At 39.7% G+C, this 20,033-nt stretch carries 14 protein-coding genes and 1 pseudogene; 10 read left to right on the top strand and 5 right to left on the bottom strand.

The features are described 5' to 3' along the window. The first annotated feature begins 3 nt into the window (after positions 1–3). The 6 genes from ACGEDC_RS06585 (at position 4) to ACGEDC_RS06560 (ending at position 5,373) form a co-directional block, all read left to right on the top strand. On the top strand, positions 4–300 hold the full coding sequence (locus tag ACGEDC_RS06585) for a hypothetical protein (protein WP_065110338.1): 297 nt from the start codon (positions 4–6) through the stop codon (positions 298–300). A 456-nt stretch (positions 301–756) separates the two neighbouring features. Beyond that, positions 757–1,728 (top strand): transposase, encoded by a 972-nt coding sequence (locus tag ACGEDC_RS06580; protein ID WP_394498274.1) that lies wholly within the window; start codon positions 757–759, stop codon positions 1,726–1,728. 336 nt (positions 1,729–2,064) lie between these two features. Beyond that, positions 2,065–2,505 (top strand): hypothetical protein, encoded by a 441-nt coding sequence (locus ACGEDC_RS06575; RefSeq protein WP_394497242.1) that lies wholly within the window; start codon positions 2,065–2,067, stop codon positions 2,503–2,505. 579 nt (positions 2,506–3,084) lie between these two features. Further along, a complete protein-coding gene (locus ACGEDC_RS06570) occupies positions 3,085–4,056 on the top strand; it encodes a transposase (protein WP_394498272.1) in 972 nt (323 codons plus the stop codon). A gap of 218 nt (positions 4,057–4,274) precedes the next feature. Next, entirely contained in the window at positions 4,275–4,967 is a 693-nt protein-coding gene (locus ACGEDC_RS06565; RefSeq protein ID WP_394497240.1) for a hypothetical protein, read from the top strand. 43 nt (positions 4,968–5,010) lie between these two features. Beyond that, positions 5,011–5,373, top strand: coding sequence for a hypothetical protein (locus ACGEDC_RS06560; protein ID WP_394497238.1), 363 nt, complete (start codon positions 5,011–5,013; stop codon positions 5,371–5,373). Positions 5,374–5,659: 286 nt separating this feature from the next. Here the strand turns inward: ACGEDC_RS06560 and ACGEDC_RS06555 are convergent. Then, a pseudogene (locus ACGEDC_RS06555) lies at positions 5,660–5,866 on the bottom strand (IS91 family transposase); the annotation flags it as partial. A gap of 845 nt (positions 5,867–6,711) precedes the next feature. Here ACGEDC_RS06555 and ACGEDC_RS06550 point away from each other — a divergent pair. The 4 genes from ACGEDC_RS06550 (at position 6,712) to ACGEDC_RS06535 (ending at position 14,778) form a co-directional block, all read left to right on the top strand. After that, positions 6,712–7,275, top strand: coding sequence for a polysaccharide lyase family 7 protein (locus ACGEDC_RS06550; protein WP_394497236.1), 564 nt, complete (start codon positions 6,712–6,714; stop codon positions 7,273–7,275). Next, positions 7,272–7,700, top strand: a complete 429-nt coding sequence (locus ACGEDC_RS06545) for a polysaccharide lyase family 7 protein (protein WP_394497234.1) — start codon at positions 7,272–7,274, stop codon at positions 7,698–7,700. Before ACGEDC_RS06550 ends, ACGEDC_RS06545 begins: the two co-directional genes overlap by 4 nt. Before the next feature lie 382 nt (positions 7,701–8,082). Further along, entirely contained in the window at positions 8,083–11,121 is a 3,039-nt protein-coding gene (locus tag ACGEDC_RS06540; protein ID WP_394497232.1) for a TonB-dependent receptor, read from the top strand. Positions 11,122–11,184: 63 nt separating this feature from the next. After that, positions 11,185–14,778 carry a VCBS domain-containing protein gene (locus ACGEDC_RS06535; protein WP_394497230.1) on the top strand — a complete coding sequence of 1,198 codons (3,594 nt, stop codon included), beginning with the start codon at positions 11,185–11,187 and terminating at the stop codon, positions 14,776–14,778. An 857-nt stretch (positions 14,779–15,635) separates the two neighbouring features. Here the strand turns inward: ACGEDC_RS06535 and ACGEDC_RS06530 are convergent. From ACGEDC_RS06530 to ACGEDC_RS06515, 4 genes are all read right to left on the bottom strand, one after another. Further along, positions 15,636–16,220, bottom strand: coding sequence for a YSC84-related protein (locus ACGEDC_RS06530; RefSeq protein WP_055025518.1), 585 nt, complete (start codon positions 16,218–16,220; stop codon positions 15,636–15,638). A gap of 246 nt (positions 16,221–16,466) precedes the next feature. Beyond that, complete coding sequence (locus tag ACGEDC_RS06525; protein WP_394497227.1) at positions 16,467–18,530, bottom strand: S9 family peptidase; 2,064 nt, start codon at positions 18,528–18,530, stop codon at positions 16,467–16,469. A 29-nt stretch (positions 18,531–18,559) separates the two neighbouring features. Further along, complete coding sequence (locus tag ACGEDC_RS06520) at positions 18,560–19,243, bottom strand: hypothetical protein (protein ID WP_394497225.1); 684 nt, start codon at positions 19,241–19,243, stop codon at positions 18,560–18,562. 269 nt (positions 19,244–19,512) lie between these two features. Then, the gene (locus ACGEDC_RS06515; RefSeq protein ID WP_394497223.1) at positions 19,513–19,929 is read right to left on the bottom strand and encodes a nitrous oxide-stimulated promoter family protein; all 417 of its coding nucleotides are present in this window, start codon (positions 19,927–19,929) and stop codon (positions 19,513–19,515) included. Positions 19,930–20,033: the final 104 nt, after the last annotated feature.

Genomic DNA, 20,033 nt, shown 5'->3' with positions numbered 1-20,033 from the left:
AGAATGAATGTTAATCAAATCGAGTTGTTATTATCAGTACAAAGAGCACTTTTATTTAGTGTTACACCGAATATAAGGTTGATTTTTATTGAAATGCACGCAGATGATTCTTTGAAAATGCTGGCGTATGTTGACTCTGAGCCAACTGAAGATGAATTAGATTTATTGTACTCTGCGGCAGGAGAGGTTTGTGGAGACTTTGTTGGACTCAATGAAAGTGATGTTCAGTTTATTGTTAGTGCTGAGAACTTTGAGTCCCTAAAAAAACTAAAGCACTTGGTGTATGCTAGAGCGGAGTGATATGAGTGTATAAAGCTTGACTGAAAACCCAGTTTAACTAACTGGGTTTTTCAACAATACTAATAACCTTCAATCTCCACCACTTCAACTATCCAACTCCCTATCAGCAAGCATTAGACGGTTTTAAATTGCTACTAATGCCTTGATGATGGGGCGTAGACTTTCGAATCTTGATAATACTAACCAAGATAAACGCATCATGGGGTCAACTTTTGTTGATGATGGGCAACTGTGAAATCATTACTAACGGATTGATGATGTTGGGAAAATGAGTAGGTTAAAATTGGACTGGCGGTAGGTGATACTGTTGTACCAATCAAAGTCAGGCGCCTTCAGGTGGTAATCAAGCAAATACATAGACACCCATAGTTAAGAAATACATAGACACCCATAGTTAATGGCATCAATCGTGACTTCCTACTAAGCTTGATTTGAGCATTAAACAAGGAGGTTATGATGCCGCGCCCTCGTAGAAACCAAATTAGTCTTGAAGACACCCCTTACTATCATTGCTGTAGCCGCGTGGTTCGCCGCGCCTTCTTATGTGGTGATGATAAATACACAGGTAACAACTATGACCACAGACGTGGATGGATTGAATCACTCATTCTTGAACTGACGGATGTGTTTGCCATTGATGTAGCAGCTTATGCGGTGATGTCTAATCATCTGCATGTGGTGTTACACATTGATATTGAAATGGTAAATCATTGGAGTGACCGCGATGTAGTAATTCAATGGCATAAGTTATTTAAAGGCGATGTGTTAACCCATAAATTTGCTAAAGGTCAGTTGATTGAGTCCCATGAAGTTGTAAGGTTAAAACACACCATTGCCATATATAGAAGTCGATTATGTGATATCTCTTGGTTTATGCGCTGCTTAAATGAGCCTATTGCCAGACAAGCGAATCAAGAAGATAATTGTTCAGGTCGTTTCTGGGAGGGCAGGTTTAAATCTCAAGCCTTATTAGATGAAGCTGCAGTATTAGCCTGTATGGCGTATGTGGACTTAAACCCCATACGTGCCAACATGGCAGCCACACCAGAGCAATCAGACTACACCAGTATTCAGCAACGCACAAAAGCCGCGTTAAAAGGCGAACAGCCTAAAGCCTTACTGCCATTTATTGGTAATGAACGTGCTAATCAACCCAAAGGCATTGCGTTTTCATTAAAGGATTATCTTGAATTAGTTGATGATACAGGACGGGTTATTCGTGATGATAAACGCGGTGCTATCAAGGCCAGCAGCTCAAAAATACTCAATCGACTAAACATCAATCAGGTCAACTGGTTAAAACTTGCTACCGAGTTTGGGCAGCTATTTCATGGCCCAGTAGGTTCACTGCAAGAGCTAACACAATACTGTGAGCATTTACAAAAGCGACGACGGCACTTCGCCACAAGCTGCCAGTATTTTCATTAAATGGGAATGCTACTAAATAGGTTCTTTCTGAACTGAAATCAACAGCGGTAGCAACAAAGCAAATCGCTTAATCTAATCAATCTTCCAGTATTCCAACATGGACAGCTTGGTGCCGAATTAAATTCGGACAATATCAGCTGAATACGCCGAAATAGCAACAAATCTTGCTAAATCAATAGACTCCCCAAACCAACGACTACTCAAACAGGTGAGTTCACTTGATAGCATACCAAAAGGCCGCTATGTTATTGATTGATAATGGGTGGCTTGTTTATAATCAGCTCCCTGGTATCAACTAAGGGGGCTACAACAGCCCTATTTGCAACAGGGGTTACCATGAATGAATGGGCTATCATTAGAGGTTCTTCTCAAACTGCAGGTTCTTATTCGCTAAGTACTTTCGGGGCTTTGGGTCAAAAAATAGCAGTCATTGCAGGTGGCGCAGGCTTGGGCTTTTCATTTACTCAAAACTTGATGCATTATTCTAAAGGCTCTATTTCTGGATCGGAGTTTACTGGTAAAATCATTTCTGACTTTGCTGCATTAAGGGTTGGTGCATCATCGTTGTCCGGGCTTGCAGCGGCTTCTATTTATGGTTATACAGATATTTGGTATAGATCAAATAAACAAGGCTACCAAAATGCTCCAGGGTTAATTCAGATGAAACGTGATATCGTTGATGGCGTTAATCAAAGATATAATAAACACAATGATTGGCAGCGCTTAGCCCCTCCTTCTAATGTTAATCCGTGGACTTTATTTCCGAACAACTTCTAATGGAAAGTATGAGTGTGATTGATTTAATTAAAAGTTACCTAATTAATAGCTATAGGAAAAAATCCCTATCTTGGGGGCGGGGAACTATGATGTTTGTGAAAGTAGACTTCATACTTATGCTATCAGCTATCTTATCGCCTCTAGCAGTTCTGATTGGAGTAATATTTGGAAATTTGAGTTTATTAATAATTTTCATAGCTTTGTTAGGAGTACTTACAAATACTTTGTTAGAACGTTTTTATTCAATATACGATGATATCGATAAAAGTAACTCACTTAATTATAACAAGTGTAGTTCATGGTTAATTTTTTCTATTGGAATTATTTGTATAATCATAAGTTGCCAAATTATTATTTATTTTTACCCGCAATGAGAATACCAATACCAATACCAATACCATGGCCATATATGGACGCTCCCGGTGAGTCAAGATAATACTCTGCTCACCGAAGGCTTTTTGGCCTTAGTTTTAAAATACATTAAATACATAGACACTAAATACATAGACACCCATAGTTAATGGCATCAATCGTGACTTCCTACTAAGCTTGATTTGAGCATTAAACAAGGAGGTTATGATGCCGAACCCTCGTAGAAACCAAATTAGTCTTGAAGACACCCCTTACTATCATTGCTGTAGCCGCGTGGTTCGCCGCGCCTTCTTATGTGGTGATGATAAATACACTGGTAACAATTATGACCACAGACGTGGATGGATTGAATCACTCATTCTTGAACTGACGGATGTGTTTGCCATTGATGTAGCAGCTTATGCGGTGATGTCTAATCATCTGCATGTGGTGTTACACATTGATATTGAAATGGTAAATCATTGGAGTGACCGCGATGTAGTAATTCAATGGCATAAGTTATTTAAAGGCGATGTGTTAACCCATAAATTTGCTAAAGGTCAGTTGATTGAGTCCCATGAAGTTGTAAGGTTAAAACACACCATTGCCATATATAGAAGTCGATTATGTGATATCTCTTGGTTTATGCGCTGCTTAAATGAGCCTATTGCCAGACAAGCGAATCAAGAAGATAATTGTTCAGGTCGTTTCTGGGAGGGCAGGTTTAAATCTCAAGCCTTATTAGATGAAGCTGCAGTATTAGCCTGTATGGCGTATGTGGACTTAAACCCCATACGTGCCAATATGGCAGCCACACCAGAGCAATCAGACTACACCAGTATTCAGCAACGCACAAAAGCCGCGTTAAAAGGCGAACAGCCTAAAGCCTTACTGCCATTTATTGGTAATGAACGTGCTAATCAACCCAAAGGCATTGCGTTTTCATTAAAGGATTATCTTGAATTAGTTGATGATACAGGACGGGTTATTCGTGATGATAAACGCGGTGCTATCAAGGCCAGCAGCTCAAAAATACTCAATCGACTAAACATCAATCAGGTCAACTGGTTAAAACTTGCTACCGAGTTTGGGCAGCTATTTCATGGCCCAGTAGGTTCACTGCAAGAGCTAACACAATACTGTGAGCATTTACAAAAGCGACGACGGCACTTCGCCACAAGCTGCCAGTATTTTCATTAAATGGGAATGCTACTAAATAGGTTCTTTCTGAACTGAAATCAACAGCGGTAGCAACAAAGCAAATCGCTTAATCTAATCAATCTTCCAGTATTCCAACATGGACAGCTTGGTGCCGAATTAAATTCGGACAATATCAGCTGAATACGCCGAAATAGCAACAAATCTTGCTAAATCAATAGACTCCCCAAACCAACGACTACTCAAACAGGTGAGTTCACTTGATAGCATACCAAAAGGCCGCTATGTTATTGATTGATAATGGGTGGCTTGTTTATAATAACTTATATAAAACTATGTGTATGATTCAAAAAATAAAAACATTTTTCTCTCAACATTCTTTCGCTAATATCAATAGTAGTAATTTCTTTCCACGCTCATTTGAGTTTTCACTGATACCAGCAATTTGTAGTTTATGTTTCGGGTTAGTTATCTGCTTTAGCTCTAATAGTTATATAGATTCTGTATTTATGGATGCCATTGAAGAGTTTTTACAACTTAAAGGTATACATATTTCATTAGCTGTAGGTTTAACATTAGTTGGTCTTACTTGCTTCACTAATCAATTTTCTTCTTTACATGCGCTGTTGAAATGGCTTACAACGTCAGTTGCATATATAGGTTTTACCTTCTCAGCTGTAGCATCAGGCACTTTAGCTGGAATGGTTATTCCTAGTTTCATTAGCTCATTAAATTTTGCTGGGTTAATAATTCCATTGTTTTTTTCTTTTTATTTCTGCGCTGTTCAATGGGTTTTTGCTGCAATGTCCGAAATGGTAAATGACGAAACGCCATTGGATAATCCATTGGTTTTAACTTTGTCTAAATCTGAGTTTAAAGTGTATTTAGGTGCTGTAGTACTTGCCATCTGTTTTACTTTTATAGTGGCTTGTGACATAGAATCGCTACTATAAGTTATAACAAAGCAATCAAGAACGGATACAAAAAGCTTGGCTTGTGCTCGTTCCTCGCAAAAGTATAGCCAAGTATTTTGTACCGGTTATTGGGGCGTTAAATGCAATGAAGAATATAGCACTATTATTAACCCTACTTTTACCTGTATCAGTTTTAGCTGAAGAGTGCTCCACTGAAAAAGTAAAGCAGCTCAAAGACAAGCTTTCAAACAAAAGCTTGGGTAAGCCGGGTGGGCATGGGAAGCTACCAAAACTCACCGATCACGACTATCCAATAAAGTGCTCTATAAACCATAATGGTCAAGTTTTTACTTGGTATACGGACTCTGATGAATCGCACTACATTATTAGAATTCAATCAGGGGAAAAATCGGAGTATTTCGGTGTATTTAAGTCAGTCATTTAACTAATGAAGGATAGGCCGCGCGTAGCCGCGTCCTTATCCCAAGTTTTGAGCAAGCCCGAGTGATACCTTTATAGTGTAAATATCGACGTAAGATTTTACGCTTTTAAGGTGAGCGAGAAGAAGCCTTGTTGTTTTATTGGCCATTGCGATCCCTTAGCTTTGTCAGTCAATTCATTTGTTCAAAATATCAATAACTTATCACCTTCTTATATTTCTATTACTTTGCATTCTCTGTGTTGGACTTGTCATCCTTCGCTTAAACAGTGGCGTTAGGCCGCGTTTGATTTTACTTCATTGAGCTTGTCGGTCGCGTTAGCTCATCCCCATTACTTTGTTGCCAGCACCCCTTAAATGTCATCGGTTGTTGGCAGCAAGGGCAAGGTCGTACTGCCTGAGTCCTGGTGGCTTTTTCGTGTGGCTCAAATACAGTTCCAGCCACCGCTAACATCAAGCGTATGCGTTGCCGTAGCTTAGCAGCATAGCCTCGAAATAGGCACTAATGCGCCTGACAGCGTAGTTTCGTTCAACAAGATCATTAATGATAAATCACAATCCATACGAATTATCGTACAGCTTATTATCTGCTTATTAGTTCTGAAATGTAATCTCATCACATCATCTATTGGTAACGCTTGCATTAGAATTGGTAATAACAGCTCTTGCAGATTGGTAATAGCTCTTCTTGTGGGTTGGTAATGCGATCTGACCGCTAATTAAGTTTGTTATGTTACTTGGTCATGTTGTCATATCCATTGGTAGTGAATATAAAAACTATTCTACAACAACCGCTCGATTTTTGCGTAAGTTATTGTTTATAAGATTTCTTTTTGTTAAATGAAAAATGTGTCAAGCCAATGCGTTAGTCTTTTTTTATGTTCTAGTTACTACCAATTTAGTTTTTTGGTAATGCTTTGGCTACTATTTTGGTTGACAAGGATATGTTGTGGTGGTTATATTTTGTTTAACGCAAAGTTATAGATGTAAACAAGTTGTTAAGGGTGTAGCTGTGTTAGGTAAGTTGTCTATGATTCTATGCATTGCAATTAATCATAGCTCTTTGATCATATACAACAAAGAGTTCTGCTTCTTTTTACTACGAAATTAGATAATTTTTGGTGTTAATTAGAAGCAAAGTCTTACCTATTTTTATTACGTTTTTCGGGGTTAGTTAAGTTCATGTGTAGGTGCGCCACTACATGCTGCGCATATAGGTATTCTAAGAAAGCGTTGAAAATAGTTAAGCAGAACAATACACGAACATATTCAACAAAGAGATCGTAAATTATCAAGGATTCCAATATCAACACATATAAATCTTACCGACATTTTCAAAGGAAAATGTGTGACGTTTTTGCTGCGCTAGTTTTTGCTTTAGCTGTTTTTAGCGCATCACTCAATGCTCAGGAAATTGAGGGGAATACGCTTATTTCTAAGTCACACACTAGTCTTGCTGAAGGTGTTTTACTGGGGGATTTGTCAAAACTCGATCCGCTTAAAAAGCCAGGTGAAAATTTTGACTTACTCGATTGGTCATTAACGTTGCCAACCGATCTCAACGAAGATAAAAAAGCTGATACCGTCTATGAGAAATCATTAAGTAAAGGCTTTAACTTAAAGCCATTTTTTTATACAGCAGATGATGGTGGCTTGGTATTCGCTTGCCCAAACGTAGGTGCCAAGACCTCAAAAAATACAAAATATGCGAGAACCGAACTACGCGAAATGCTACGTAGAGGTAATAGTCGAATAAAAACGCGTGGCTTGACTAAAAATAACTGGGTTTTCAGCAATGCGCATGGTTCGGCGAAAGCTAAGTCTGGGGGAGTTGAAGGCAGTTTGGAAGGGACTTTGGCAATAAACCGAGTATCTACCACTGGTGATGAAAAAAGGTCGGACGCGTGATCATCGGCCAAATTCACGCGACGGATGACGAACCCATCCGTTTATATTACCGAAAATTACCTGGCAACTCGAAAGGGTCTATTTATTTTGCCCATGAAATAAATGATGGTGATGATATTTGGATAAATATGATTGGCTCACGTTCACATACTTTGTCAGATCCTGATGACGGCATCGCCTTAAACGAAAAGTTCTCTTATAAAATTTCCGTCGAAGATGAAGTGTTGTTCGTCACTATAATCAGGGAAGGTAAGCCTAATATTACTAAGTACTTTGATATGAAAGATAGTGGTTACAGTGCTAGTAACCAGTATATGTATTTTAAAGCGGGTGTTTATAACCAAAACAATGGCGGCGCTGATGGTGATTATGTGCAAGCTACTTTCTATCATATCCATAACACGCATAAAGGGTATAAATTTTAGCGCAGTTAATACATCAATTTAAAATTCGTAACTCGTAACTACAACTATTGGTTATATTTTTATTTAAATTAATAGGTTAGAACTTTTGTTTGGGTTTCGTCTGTTGAAATTAATATAGCGCTAATTTAAATATAAGAATTTAAGGCAGCCACCTGCTTGCAATAATAAATATAAGAATTTAATGGCAGTAACCTGCTTGCAATAATAAATATAAGAATTTAATGGCAGTAACCTGCTTGCAATAATAAATATAAGAATTTAAGGCAGTTACCTGCTTGCAATAATAAATATAAGAAGTAAAAGGCAGTAACCTGCTTGCAAAAATAAATATACCAATAAATGGCATTAACATGCTTATTAAAATACTAAGGGGAAGTACGGTATGTCGACGAAGTTAAGTAAAAAAACAAAACCCATCCATAAAATAGGGAAGTTCAACCTTTCACCTATAGCAAAATGGATGAAGCTTGCTGCATTTACTTCTGTAACCAGTTCTTTTGCATTTTCGGCAATAGCACAAGAAGCCGAAACTGAAAATCTAGATAAAGTTGATAATGATATAGAAGTTGTTGTCGTTACTGGTACACGTAAAACAATTCAAGACCAAATTTCAATAAAGCGTGAATCTACTACGGTTGTTGACGGTTTATCTGCTTCAGATATTGGTGATTTACCTGCACTTTCAATTGGTGAGGCGCTAGAAACATTAACGGGGGCATCATCTCACCGTGAAAATGGTGGTGCTACTGAAATCAGTATTCGTGGTTTAGGTCCATTCTTAAGTGCCACTAACATCAATGGCCGTGAAGCGACCAATGGTAGTGGTGACCGTTCAGTTAACTTTTCTCAGTTCCCATCAGAGTTGATGCAGAAAGTCGCTATTTATAAAACACAAGACGCTTCCATGATTGAAGGTGGGGTTGCCGGTGTTATTACCCTGGAAACACTTAAGCCTTTAGATTTTGGTAAGCAACGTTTTCAGGCTGAAGTAAAAGGTAACTACAACCCAGACCAAGCAAACGTTGACAATTCACTTCAAGGTGATTTGGGCTACCGTGGAACACTAAGTTATGTTGATCAATTTGAGTTTGATAACGGTCAAGCATTTGGTTTGAGTGTAGGTTTGCAGCGTCAAGATATTAGTCAGCCAGAAGCTGAATATAGAAGCTCAAGCCCAACGGGTTCATCTTTGTGGGCATGTTTGAATGATCCAACCGATACCAATACCGGTTTTTTCCGTAGCTCAGCGGGCGATTGTGAAGATGAAATTGTTGGCTCAAATAACCAAGGTTATAATAATGATATTGATCCAGACACAGGTCTTGCAGTAGATGATGGTAGAGAATACGCATGGACTGGCTCAAGCCGAAGCTTCCGTCAAAATGAAACATCTGATGAAAGAGACGCTTTATTCTTTGCTCTACAATACCAACCCTCAAGTAAATGGGATATCAATTTTGACGCGCAAATTTCAGATCGTACCCAAGCAGAAGCGCGTCATGATTTAATTTTCTTACAAAAGCGCGTTACACCGGGTGTAACGGGACAAAATCTGATCACAAACGATGTTGGCGGTATTCTACATTGGGAAGGTGAAGAACGCATCGAGTCTGCGGGCGAGCAATTTTCGCGTGAAGAAAAATATCGTGGATATGGCTTGAACGTTGAACATTTTTTCTCTGATGATCTAAAGATTAGTCTTGACCTTGGCTATTCTAAAACCAGCCGTGAAGAACTACAAATAACAAACCGAGGAAGAACGAGCTCTCGTCCTTTCTTATCTTGGGATTTAGGTGAATATATTCCTCATTTCACAGTGACTGATTTTGATGTGACTGATATTTCCAATTTTACTGATAGCCTTCGTACTCGTATCGACAGAGAAAATGTCCGCGACAACGAAATTATGGGTGCACGCCTTGATGTTGATTATATTCTAGACAGTGATTTTTTTAGTAGCGTTCAAGCTGGCGTTCGCGTTTCTGAGCTAACATTTGTTCAATTTGGTGGCACGAACGGTAATGGCTCAAGAACGACATATAATTTAGATGAATCTGCAACATCGGCCATCGATGTACTTGAAGGTTGCCAAATAGCCTTCCCTGAGACTGATTTTTTATCCAGTGTTTCTGACGGTGATATTATCACCCATGTTGACAGTTCAGGTAATGTTGTAGAAAGCGGTACAGGCGCTTCGTGGGCAACTTACAATAACGAGTGTTTCTCTCAAGCAGTAGCAGCATCACAAGGCGGCGAATTCGCATACCCAGATGTTACATACGAGAATGCGGGTACTATTGACGTAACAGAACAAACTACCTCTGCTTACGCCATGCTTAATTACGACACTGAAATGTTTGGTAAATATATTCGTGGTAACTTTGGTGTTCGTGTAGTGGATACTGACGTTACCTCTATTGGCTTTCGTGAAGGTTTCGACGTTGTCACTGATCCGGCGACAGGTATCGTCGAATTAGTACCAAACGGAAGTATTGAAAAGATTGAAAGTGGTGGTGATTACACTGAAGTACTACCAAGCTTTAACTTAGTCGTTGATTATGATGACAATATTCTCCTAAGGGCCGGTATTTACCGAGGTATGTCACGTGCAGATCCATCTGATCTAAGTTATAGCCGCACATTCGTAACCGATGACTCGGATGATCCTGAATCAGTTGAAGACTTGTTGGTTGGTGTTAATGGTTCAGGTAACCCTGATCTTCAACCATTAATGTCATGGAACTATGACGCTGCTTTTGAATGGTATCCAAGCGATGACTCTATGATAGCGCTAGGTGTTTACTATAAGCAATTCAATGGCGGTTACCAACAGCAAACACAGTTAGAGAATTTTATCGTTGACGGTGTGGAAGTTTCTTTACCTATTACTAATTCAGTCACTACTGACGAAAACAGTGACCTTTATGGTTTCGAAGCGACATTCTCGTATCGTTGGGATTTGGGCGTTGGTGTGAAGCTTGGTTATAACTACGCCGATACAACCTATGAGTTTGAAGACAGTAACTACGGTAATACCTATACGACTGGTTTAGATGGTGTTGTTACTCAGGAAACCGTAGGTATTGTTCCTCCTGCTTCAGTACCTGGATTTTCTGAGCATGTATTCAATGGACAGGTTTACTACCAAATAGGCGGTTTTGATACTGCTCTTATCTACAAGTATCGTAGTGAATACTTCCAACCATACACTTCTAACGGCACAAGACTGCGTTATGTTGATGAGGCAGGTATTTGGGAAGCTCGTGCTGCATATAAAATCAATAAACACGTTCGTGTCAAAGTTTCAGCAATTAACTTGTTCAGTGAGCCTCGCAGTGATGACTTCTATACCCAAGGTAACTTGGGTCAAGTAAGTGATTACGGTCCTCGCCTGTTCGCAGGTGTCAGCTTTAAGTACTAGCCAAGTCTAGTACTTAAATAAAACAAGCTAAATTTGGAAAAGAATCTTTTTGGAGTCATAAAAATGAATAATAAATCTCTTTTATCGCTCATCATTGCGACAGGCCTATTAGGTTGTGGCGGTGATGACGGTGCTGAACTAGATGGAAATACTCGCGGTAGTATAGCAATAACCGGAAGCAATTTTATCGCTGGCGAAACAATCTCTGCAGCAGCTACTGATGCTGACGGAATTCAAGCAGACACCATTACCTATGTTTGGTCAACAGGTACAATCGGCACATCTTACACCATTACTGAAGCTGACGAAGGCACTGTCATTTCTGTTTCTGCTAATTATACCGATGATGCAGGCTTTACCGAAGGCGTAGGTGCATCTACACCCACTATCAACCCGACCTTAGATGTTTCTGCTAGCATTATTAAGGGACCTATTGATGGTGCAACTTGTGACATATTTGAAGTTGATGATAGTGGTGCTGCGGTTCTTCCTGAGCAAGGCACTGCAACCTCTGACACTTCAGGTGGCGTTACATTTAGCAATGTACACTTCGAAGGTGCGGGTTTAATTACGTGTACTGGCGGTACTTATACGGACGAATCAACAGGTTTAACCTTAGATGCTCCTCAACTAAGATCTGTAGTGAATGTAGTTGAAAATATTATTGAGACTGATGATGAGGGTGTGGAAACCATACTACCACCACCTACCTATGTTGTTTCTCCTTTAACCGAAATGGCTGTTCAAAACGCGGGTAGTGATTTAAACCAGTTTGCTGACGCAGCTGAAATAATTAATGCTCGTTTTGGTATTCGTTTTGATACAACTGAAGTGCTTCCTACTTTAGTTGGTACTGTTGAACTTGGTGCTGATGGTGCTGAAGATGCTGATAGATATGGTTCTGTGCTAGCGCTACTATCACAAGTTGATGCAGACAACGCAGACGCAGATTTATCTACCGTTATGCAAGATCTTGCTAGTGACGTCGCTGATGGTTCTTTTTCTGAAGAGTCTTTAGTTACACTTGAGACAGCACAAATTAATTTGCAAACGACTTCACAAGTTGCTAGTTCTGTTGATGAGGCGTTACTTGACGGAATTGGAGCCGCTGTTGGTTATAACAATGACCCTGTTGCAGCAATCATCGAAGGTGAATTTGGCGGTACTGTTCAACATACAGCTACGGATCCATTAACTGGTTCACTTACCATTATCGATCCAAACTTCGAAGAAGATGCTTTTGTTGCTCAAACTGATGTGGCACTTGATTATGGTACATTCAGTATCAGTGCCAACGGTAGCTGGTCTTACACGGTTAACACTGCAAATGATACTTTAGCGAACCTTGAACTAGGTGAGTCTGTAAGTGATTCAATCACTATCGCTTCTATTGATGGTACCACTGCTGAAATTAATATTCGTGTTGCTTCGCTTACTCAAGTTGTAAAAATAAGCGATACAGGTGGCGATACGGGTGAGATTAGATTTAGCGTTGATAACCTTCGTCAAGGTAAGTTGACTGCATCTATATCTAAAGAGGTTGCGCTTGGTAGTGATGGAAATATTAAAGATGCCTACATTACGCTTTATGGCTCATCTGGTAGTTCTAGTGAATCGCTTATAGATTTGCGTATTCAAGGAACTCAAGTTCAAGCCGACGGCACTGTAATTGACCCTCGTTTCTTTGTTCGAAATACTGACAGTGACGCTTACCCTGGCAATATAATCACTGCCCCATTTGTTGAAGAGCAGTTTTATGATGTAGAAATCACATGGGACTTAGATCAGGCAGATCAAATCACCGTGACTATTGATGGTGAAGTGATTGGTGGAGGTTCATTCTCTACTGCAGCAGTTGTTGACTCTGATTATACAGGCTTAGACCAGTGGTTCGCTGATGGTGTTAAAGCTATCCAATTTAGATTCGGTGATAATGATAGAACGATTCCTTTCGGTTCTTTCTATGCTGATAACATTGAAGTATTTTCTGATACCGCTGGCACTACAAGTATATTTTCAGATGACTTTGAAGGCTATGATGCAGGTGAAACTTTAGATGGTACAGACAGCAAATATAGCTTAGCTATTTACGCTGAAGTGTCTGTATTTGATGCAGGCGATGGCACAGAAGAACCTACGCCAGCAGCATTCTTTGATTTAACTGGAAGAATTGCAAGTGATGAGGCAACGGCAGCAGGTGCTGTAAGTGTACTTGACCCAGATGATGGCGAAGCTTTTATTGTTCAGACAACCTTAATGGGTACATACGGTACATTAGCAATTTTAGAAGATGGCTCTTGGACGTACACACTTGATACTGCTAATGCCACTATTGCAGCACTTGTTGTGGGTGAAAGTGAAATCGATACCTTTACTATTGAATCTTTTGATGGCACTACCGCTGAATTAGCAATCACAATTACAGGCACAATTGTTGTTGATACTGGAGCAAACAATGTTGCCAGAATGGCTGATACATCATTAACTGCTGACGCTGAGTTACGTTTAACAACTGAGCCACTTGCTGAAGGTTCTATTTCTACAACCATTAAGCTACAAGCAATTTCTGGCTTCACTGCTACACCAGAAGTTTCTGAAGATAATACCGCTTACATCAGTATCTATGGTGGTTCTGCCTCTTCAAGTAACTTAACGGGTGAAATTGTCTTTGCTAAAGACGGTGCTGTTAAGTATCGTGATTCAAATAAAGATCAACAAACCATTGATGGCTTAACTTATTTTGATGATACAGATATTGATGTAGTTCTTGCTTGGACAGCAACAGGTTATTCACTTTCAATTGATGGTGGTACTACGTTCTACGGTCCTTATGAAGCAATCAATACTGGTACAGCGACCGAAACGTATCAAATTCGTATTGGTAGCTCTTCGAAAGAGTCAGCAAAAGAATTACTCGCTGATGATATCGTCATTGCTGATGAGAGCGATATGGCAGTGCTATCTGAAGACTTCGAAACTTATGCTGAAGGTGAAGATTTAAGTGCAATGTATTCAAGTTCTGCTGAAGCAACCGTTAAGACCATAGCGGGAAGTAGTGTAAATAAAGTTGCCCGAATGGCCGACACATCACTAGACGCTGACGCTGAGTTACGCTTAACCACGACTCCACTTGCTGAAGGCTCTATTTCAACAACCGTTAAGTTACAGGCGATTGCTGGCTTTACTGCAACACCAGAGGTTAGCGAAGATAATACCGCTTATATTAGTATTTATGGTGGCTCAGCCTCTTCAAGTAACCTAACAGGCGAAATTATCTTTAGTAATGATGGTAGTGTTAAATATCGTGATGCAGCAAAATCGCAGCAAATCATTGATGGCTTAACACATGCAAATGATACCGATATTGATGTAGTGCTTGAATGGACTGCAACAGGTTATTCACTTTCAATTGATGGTGGCACAACCTTCTACGGTCCTTATGAAGCAATCAATACAGGTACAGCGACAGAAACGTATCAAATCCGTATAGGTAGCTCTTCTAAAGAATCTGCAAAAGAGTTACTCGCTGATGACATTGTTATCGCTGATGCAAACGATACTGCAGTGCTATCTGAGGACTTCGAAAGTTATGCTGTGGGTGACGATCTAAGTACGACTTACTCTAGTTCTGCCGAAGCAACAGTGCAAGAAGACTAATTAATTTGCTGTTGTAAATTAATGTTTTAAATAATGTGTTAAAAATGCCGCTTATTGATAGCGGCATTTTTTGTACTTATTTTGTAGACCAAACTGTGCTATTTGAATGCGACTTTCGCTCTTTTAAAAGTGATAAACAGCAAAGTATATCTATTTTTCCTCTTTATCTTTTTGTCTTTAGCGAGTTTTTAAATATCCAGCTATAAGCATTTTAATAAATAGGTGAATGAAAATAACAGATTTTAGAACAAGATTTTAGAGCGCTTGAGATAATTCAATGAAAGGCAACCGTACAATAAAGAAATCTTTATGCCGTACCTGAAAGATCGACCAAAATTGTTAACTGATCAGTATTAGATAATGACTTGATTGATCTCGTCACTGTAATTAAATAACCACCCATTTGCTTTGCTTTACTTTTACACTCATTATGCTTAAACATCTCAATAATATTACTGATTGTCGTTCCCATATAAATCAAGAATATGTTGGGTCAGTGTAAACTTTAATTTATTACCATACATTTTCTAATATCACAGCTCACTTTTATAATTTCTGCATTAACTTACTTTTGTACAAAAGTGAGCTAGAAAGAGCTAATGTCTTAATCGTAATAAAAGAACATGACACTATTCTCGTTTATTAGTGAATATTACAATTTGTCAGCTTATGGTTATATTTTATATCAGGATATGGTTATATCTTTAAGCTAAGAGCTTGAAAGTCAGATAAAGGTTATGTCAACTTATGCTTTTAGCGATAAATAAGCTCAAAAGGGTTTGGCTCTTATTTTAGAGAGTAAAAAGGCTGCTATTGCAGCCTTTTTAATGGGTGACAGTTTTATTGTTTAAATAAGCTTATTTCGGATCAAAGCTGAAAGCTTGACCGGCAATGGCCGCTTCATACATAAAGCCACCTTTAGCCGCTGTAAAAATTGCCATGCCATTCATATAACTTGCTTTGGCTGCGGTGCGATTTCCAGCATTACCTGCAGCGGCAGAATTACCAGTCGAGCCAACTTGAGCGTTTGCACCAACAGTAATGGCGACAGCTGAGGCTTGGGCGCTAAATTCGAATGTGCCACTGGTAAAGTCGTCGTACGCAGCTTTATTTTTGAAGAAAATAAGCTCGCTGTATGCTTGTCCGCCCAATTGAAAACCAATAGACAGCTGAGATAGGGTTGAGTCACCAGTGTGGCTGCCACCACGATAGACTCGACCTGAACCATAGGCGGCGCCGATACCTACACCACCTTTACCTACTGTTGGATAAACGGCATATCCATAAGCATCATTGAAAAAGCTCTGCACTTCGGGGGCTTTTTTAAAGTCAGCAATGGTCTTTGCGTATTTGTCAGCATATTTATCTGCATGGGCAGTGGTAGAAAAAGTAAGCCCTAACAGCGCAACGCTCAGTGCTAAGACGGATAAAATATTTTTCATGCTAACTCCTGTTAATCGATATCGGATTGGTTTCAGCTGTTATGTAGGGTCACTACTTGCTCATTAATGTTAATGGCAAATCAGGTTCGTACTCACAATAAAAATGAGCTGAATTGATGCAAGTTTGCAAGCAGCATATCAAAGCCGTGAGTCAAAGGGTAAAAATAACGCGCTTATTGTCAGCTAAGGTTCAGCCTACTGACGCGAAGCGCACTTAGATACAGTCTTGATATGAAAGGCTGTTTTCTAGTCTTGTATACCTAGCACATAATAATCAAACCATTTCTTGTCCCATTCCATTTTGGCTTTTCGATGCTGATATCGACTTAATCCATGACCTTCATCTGGGTACACAACTAATTCAACGGGCACATTAAGGTAGTGCTTTAAAGCACGGTATAAGCCTTGAGCATGGCCTAAAGGCACACGTTGGTCGTGTTCGCCGATATGAATTAATGTGGGCGTGTTAATGTTATTGGCATAGGTCAGTGATGACGCTTTTTTATAAGCTTCTGGCTGTTCCCACGGTAATCCCTGCATAAAGTTCACTACATGACCTGGGGTATCTTCTAACATCCACTGTAAGCGCTGATCGAAAACGCCTGCACCAGAACTTGCTGCTTTAAAGCGATTGGTGGTGCTGATGAGGGCATTCGTTAAGTAGCCGCCATTACTCCAGCCCATCACTGCCATTTTATCTTCATCAGCGATCCCTTCAGCGATTAAATGATCAACACCTGCAAGAATATCGCTGACTTCAATATCGTGCTCTTGATCTACTAAGTCAGTGAGAAACTTATCACCGAATCCCGTTGAGCCACGATAGTTTGGCGATAAGACCGCCCAGCCATCCGCCGAAAATGTGCTGCGTCCGTATGAGCGATGTTGCAGTGCATAAGGTGTCGCAGATGTAGGACCTCCATGGATTTGTACTATCAGTGGTAATCTCCCTTGCGACGCTTTATAGCCATGTGGAAGTTCTAAAATACCCTCAACGGTAGCGCCATCGGGTGCTTGCCATTTCACGATGGAAATCTGTGGTAATTGCCATTGTTTTACTTGCGAGTTGATGTCAGTTATACGTTTAATTTTAGCGCGGCGATTATCAGCATCAGCAATAAAAAGGTCGCTAAAATGAGTTAAGCCATTATGGCTCAGCACGAGCTGTTTACCTGATGAATTAAAGTCATAGCTGCCGACTACGATGTCAGCATCTATGACTTTACGGCTATCACCTTGCTTGTTCTTGATAAATTCTGTGCAATAAATTTTTACTCGAGCAGACTCTGCACCGCGATAACAAATTTCATCACTGTTTGGACGCCACTGAATATCTTGTCCATTTAAGGTGACCTTACTCGGGCGAGAGAGCTCGGTTATGCTGTTGTTTCCTTTGGCGGTGTCAGCGATAAATAACTTGCCTGGGTGACCGTCAAAGTCGATGCGAAAGGCCAGTTGCTGATTATTATCATGCCAAGCTAACCCTAATAACCAACCGTAAGGTGATGGAGCTTGTTGACGCCATTGTTGATCAGCCAATACCTGATGACGTTGTTGCTTCACATCATAAATATCAATGTCAGACCAACCTTCAAGTTTTACTAATTCATTATCTTCGGTCGTAATTCGGGCAATTTTAGTTTGGGTATTATTAACACTGAATTGCCAGACAACCTTATCGTCATCAATTAAAGTTTGTTGTTTGTAGTGTTCTAAATCAAGCACATAAAGTGGATTTGACTGGTGTTCACCATGACCATATTGAGGCGCATCATGATGGCTGCGCATCTCACTCCAGACATCGGTTTCTTCGGTGGTTTTATTGCCAGTAAAGTACAAGTTTTTACCATCATGGCTTAACTGAAACGCATTTACCCCTTCAGTTTCTTTGGTCAATGGCTTTAAGTCCGTACCACTATTAGTCATTCTAAATACTTGGTTTTTTCCATTCAGTGGCGCTTTTTCATGGTTGTCAGTACGTTTTGAGAGAAAGTAAATATATTGCCCGTCTGGACTCCAAACTGGACTTGCTTCATTTTCATTACTGAATGTGAGGCGTTGAGTTTGACGGGTTTTAGTGTTGACTTTCCATAAGTCAGATTGGGCTTTATCGAGCGTTTCATCCCAACGACTTTCTACCCAAATCGCTTCTTTACCATTAGGGCTAAAACTCACTTGTTTCATCATGGCGATGTCAAAAAAGTCATCAATAGTGATTTTTTCTAGTGCAGATTCGGCTGTTGTCTGAAAAGAAATACTGAGTAGAGAAATAAGCCCAATTGGGCGAAGGCGGGTTAATAACGTTGACATGGAGCTCCTTTCCTTATTCTTGATGTGTGTTAATGGAGTCGCTTTTCTGAGGCCGTATCTTCATTGATGATGGTTTGTAAATAATTCAATTCTTCAGAATTTAATAACTGCTCACTGGCTTTTTGTGGCTTGTGTGATTGATTCTGATTGGCGCTATTGTTGTTACCTCTGAGGTAGGCTGCACGAGTAATTTGATGCAAACCATATAAGGCAAAACCATAAACCGTTATCAGCAGTGACAATCGTGCAATGGTATGAGCTAAAACTGAAATAGTATCACCGAAATAAAATGGGATTAATACCATCACTATGCGCAGTACCCAATTAAGCAATATTCCGGCAGTAAGTATCAGTAACCAGCGCAATCTAATATCTTTTAAGCTTTGTTGGTTGGTTAATTTAAAGCGTTTTTTATGTTTGCTGATGGTATTGAATATCAGCCCAAAGTAGATTGCACTTTGTAAAATGATGAACCCAGGCATGACTAATGCAATCGTGTTGATATGACGGAGTTCGCTAACTGAATTGACCACTTGTGTTGAAGCGGTGGGATCCAGCCCAATGTTGAAAAACACTGCAAACATAATGGCAATCATAGTGATTAATGTCGGTGATAGGTGTTTGAGAATATTACTATCTGATACCGGAATTTGCAGGCAAGCTTTACAGTATGAATAAAGTAAAGGCATCAATAAAAAGTAAAAGGGCACCATTAAGGTCAAAATGAAATGAATTTGAATCGGCGCATTTTCACGGGTGATTGCCCCAGTGGCAAAAAAAGTGCAATGAGCAAAAATAACGAGCCTAATAAACGATTACTTTGTGTCGTGCTAGGATCGCTGTTGGCGTATATGTAGCGCACATACAAGCCTACCCCGAAGCAATGAATACCGCCGAGTAAAGATAACCAAATATAAGCTTGCGAGAAAAACGGTCCGAGTTCGATCAGTTACCCCTTATTTCATTCTAAGTGATAATACCTCTAAGCGACTATTTCGACCAGTATCCTAAGCTTTTTTTGCTTTCTTATGTGACGATTTGAAACGCCTTCAGGTGGCTTACCTGGTGCGGGTTTTCTTTCTGATAATAAATGCTTAATCGACATAATGGGATGGGGGATCAGCATTCGTGGTCCTGAGTAGATCATTATCTCTCGGACTTTTTGTTTCATATGGGGTTTATAGCAATGAACTGGGCATTTATTGCATGTTGGTTTGTCTTGACCGTAAGGGCAGCGATCTAATCGAGTTTCGGCATATTCAAGTAATGAACGGCATTCCTCACACAGCTCTTCACCTTGTGTCTGTTGATGATGAGCACGACAATATATGCCAGCCATGGCTGTCATTGTGTTGAGCTCAAACAGTAATTTTCCTGAGAGAATAGAAGATTCAGACATCAATAAATACCTTAGTAATTTACTCGGGTATGAGTAGTGTAACTAGCTTCAATGATTCAGTTCAATTTAGGTGATTATAAGCTTGAGCTAAAGCACAAAAATCT

Source organism: Shewanella sp. ENK2 (assembly GCF_043568515.1).
GTDB lineage: Bacteria > Pseudomonadota > Gammaproteobacteria > Enterobacterales > Shewanellaceae > Shewanella > Shewanella japonica.
The sequence above is the reverse complement of the archived record's forward strand: the minus strand, read 5'-3'. Positions and strand labels throughout refer to the sequence as shown.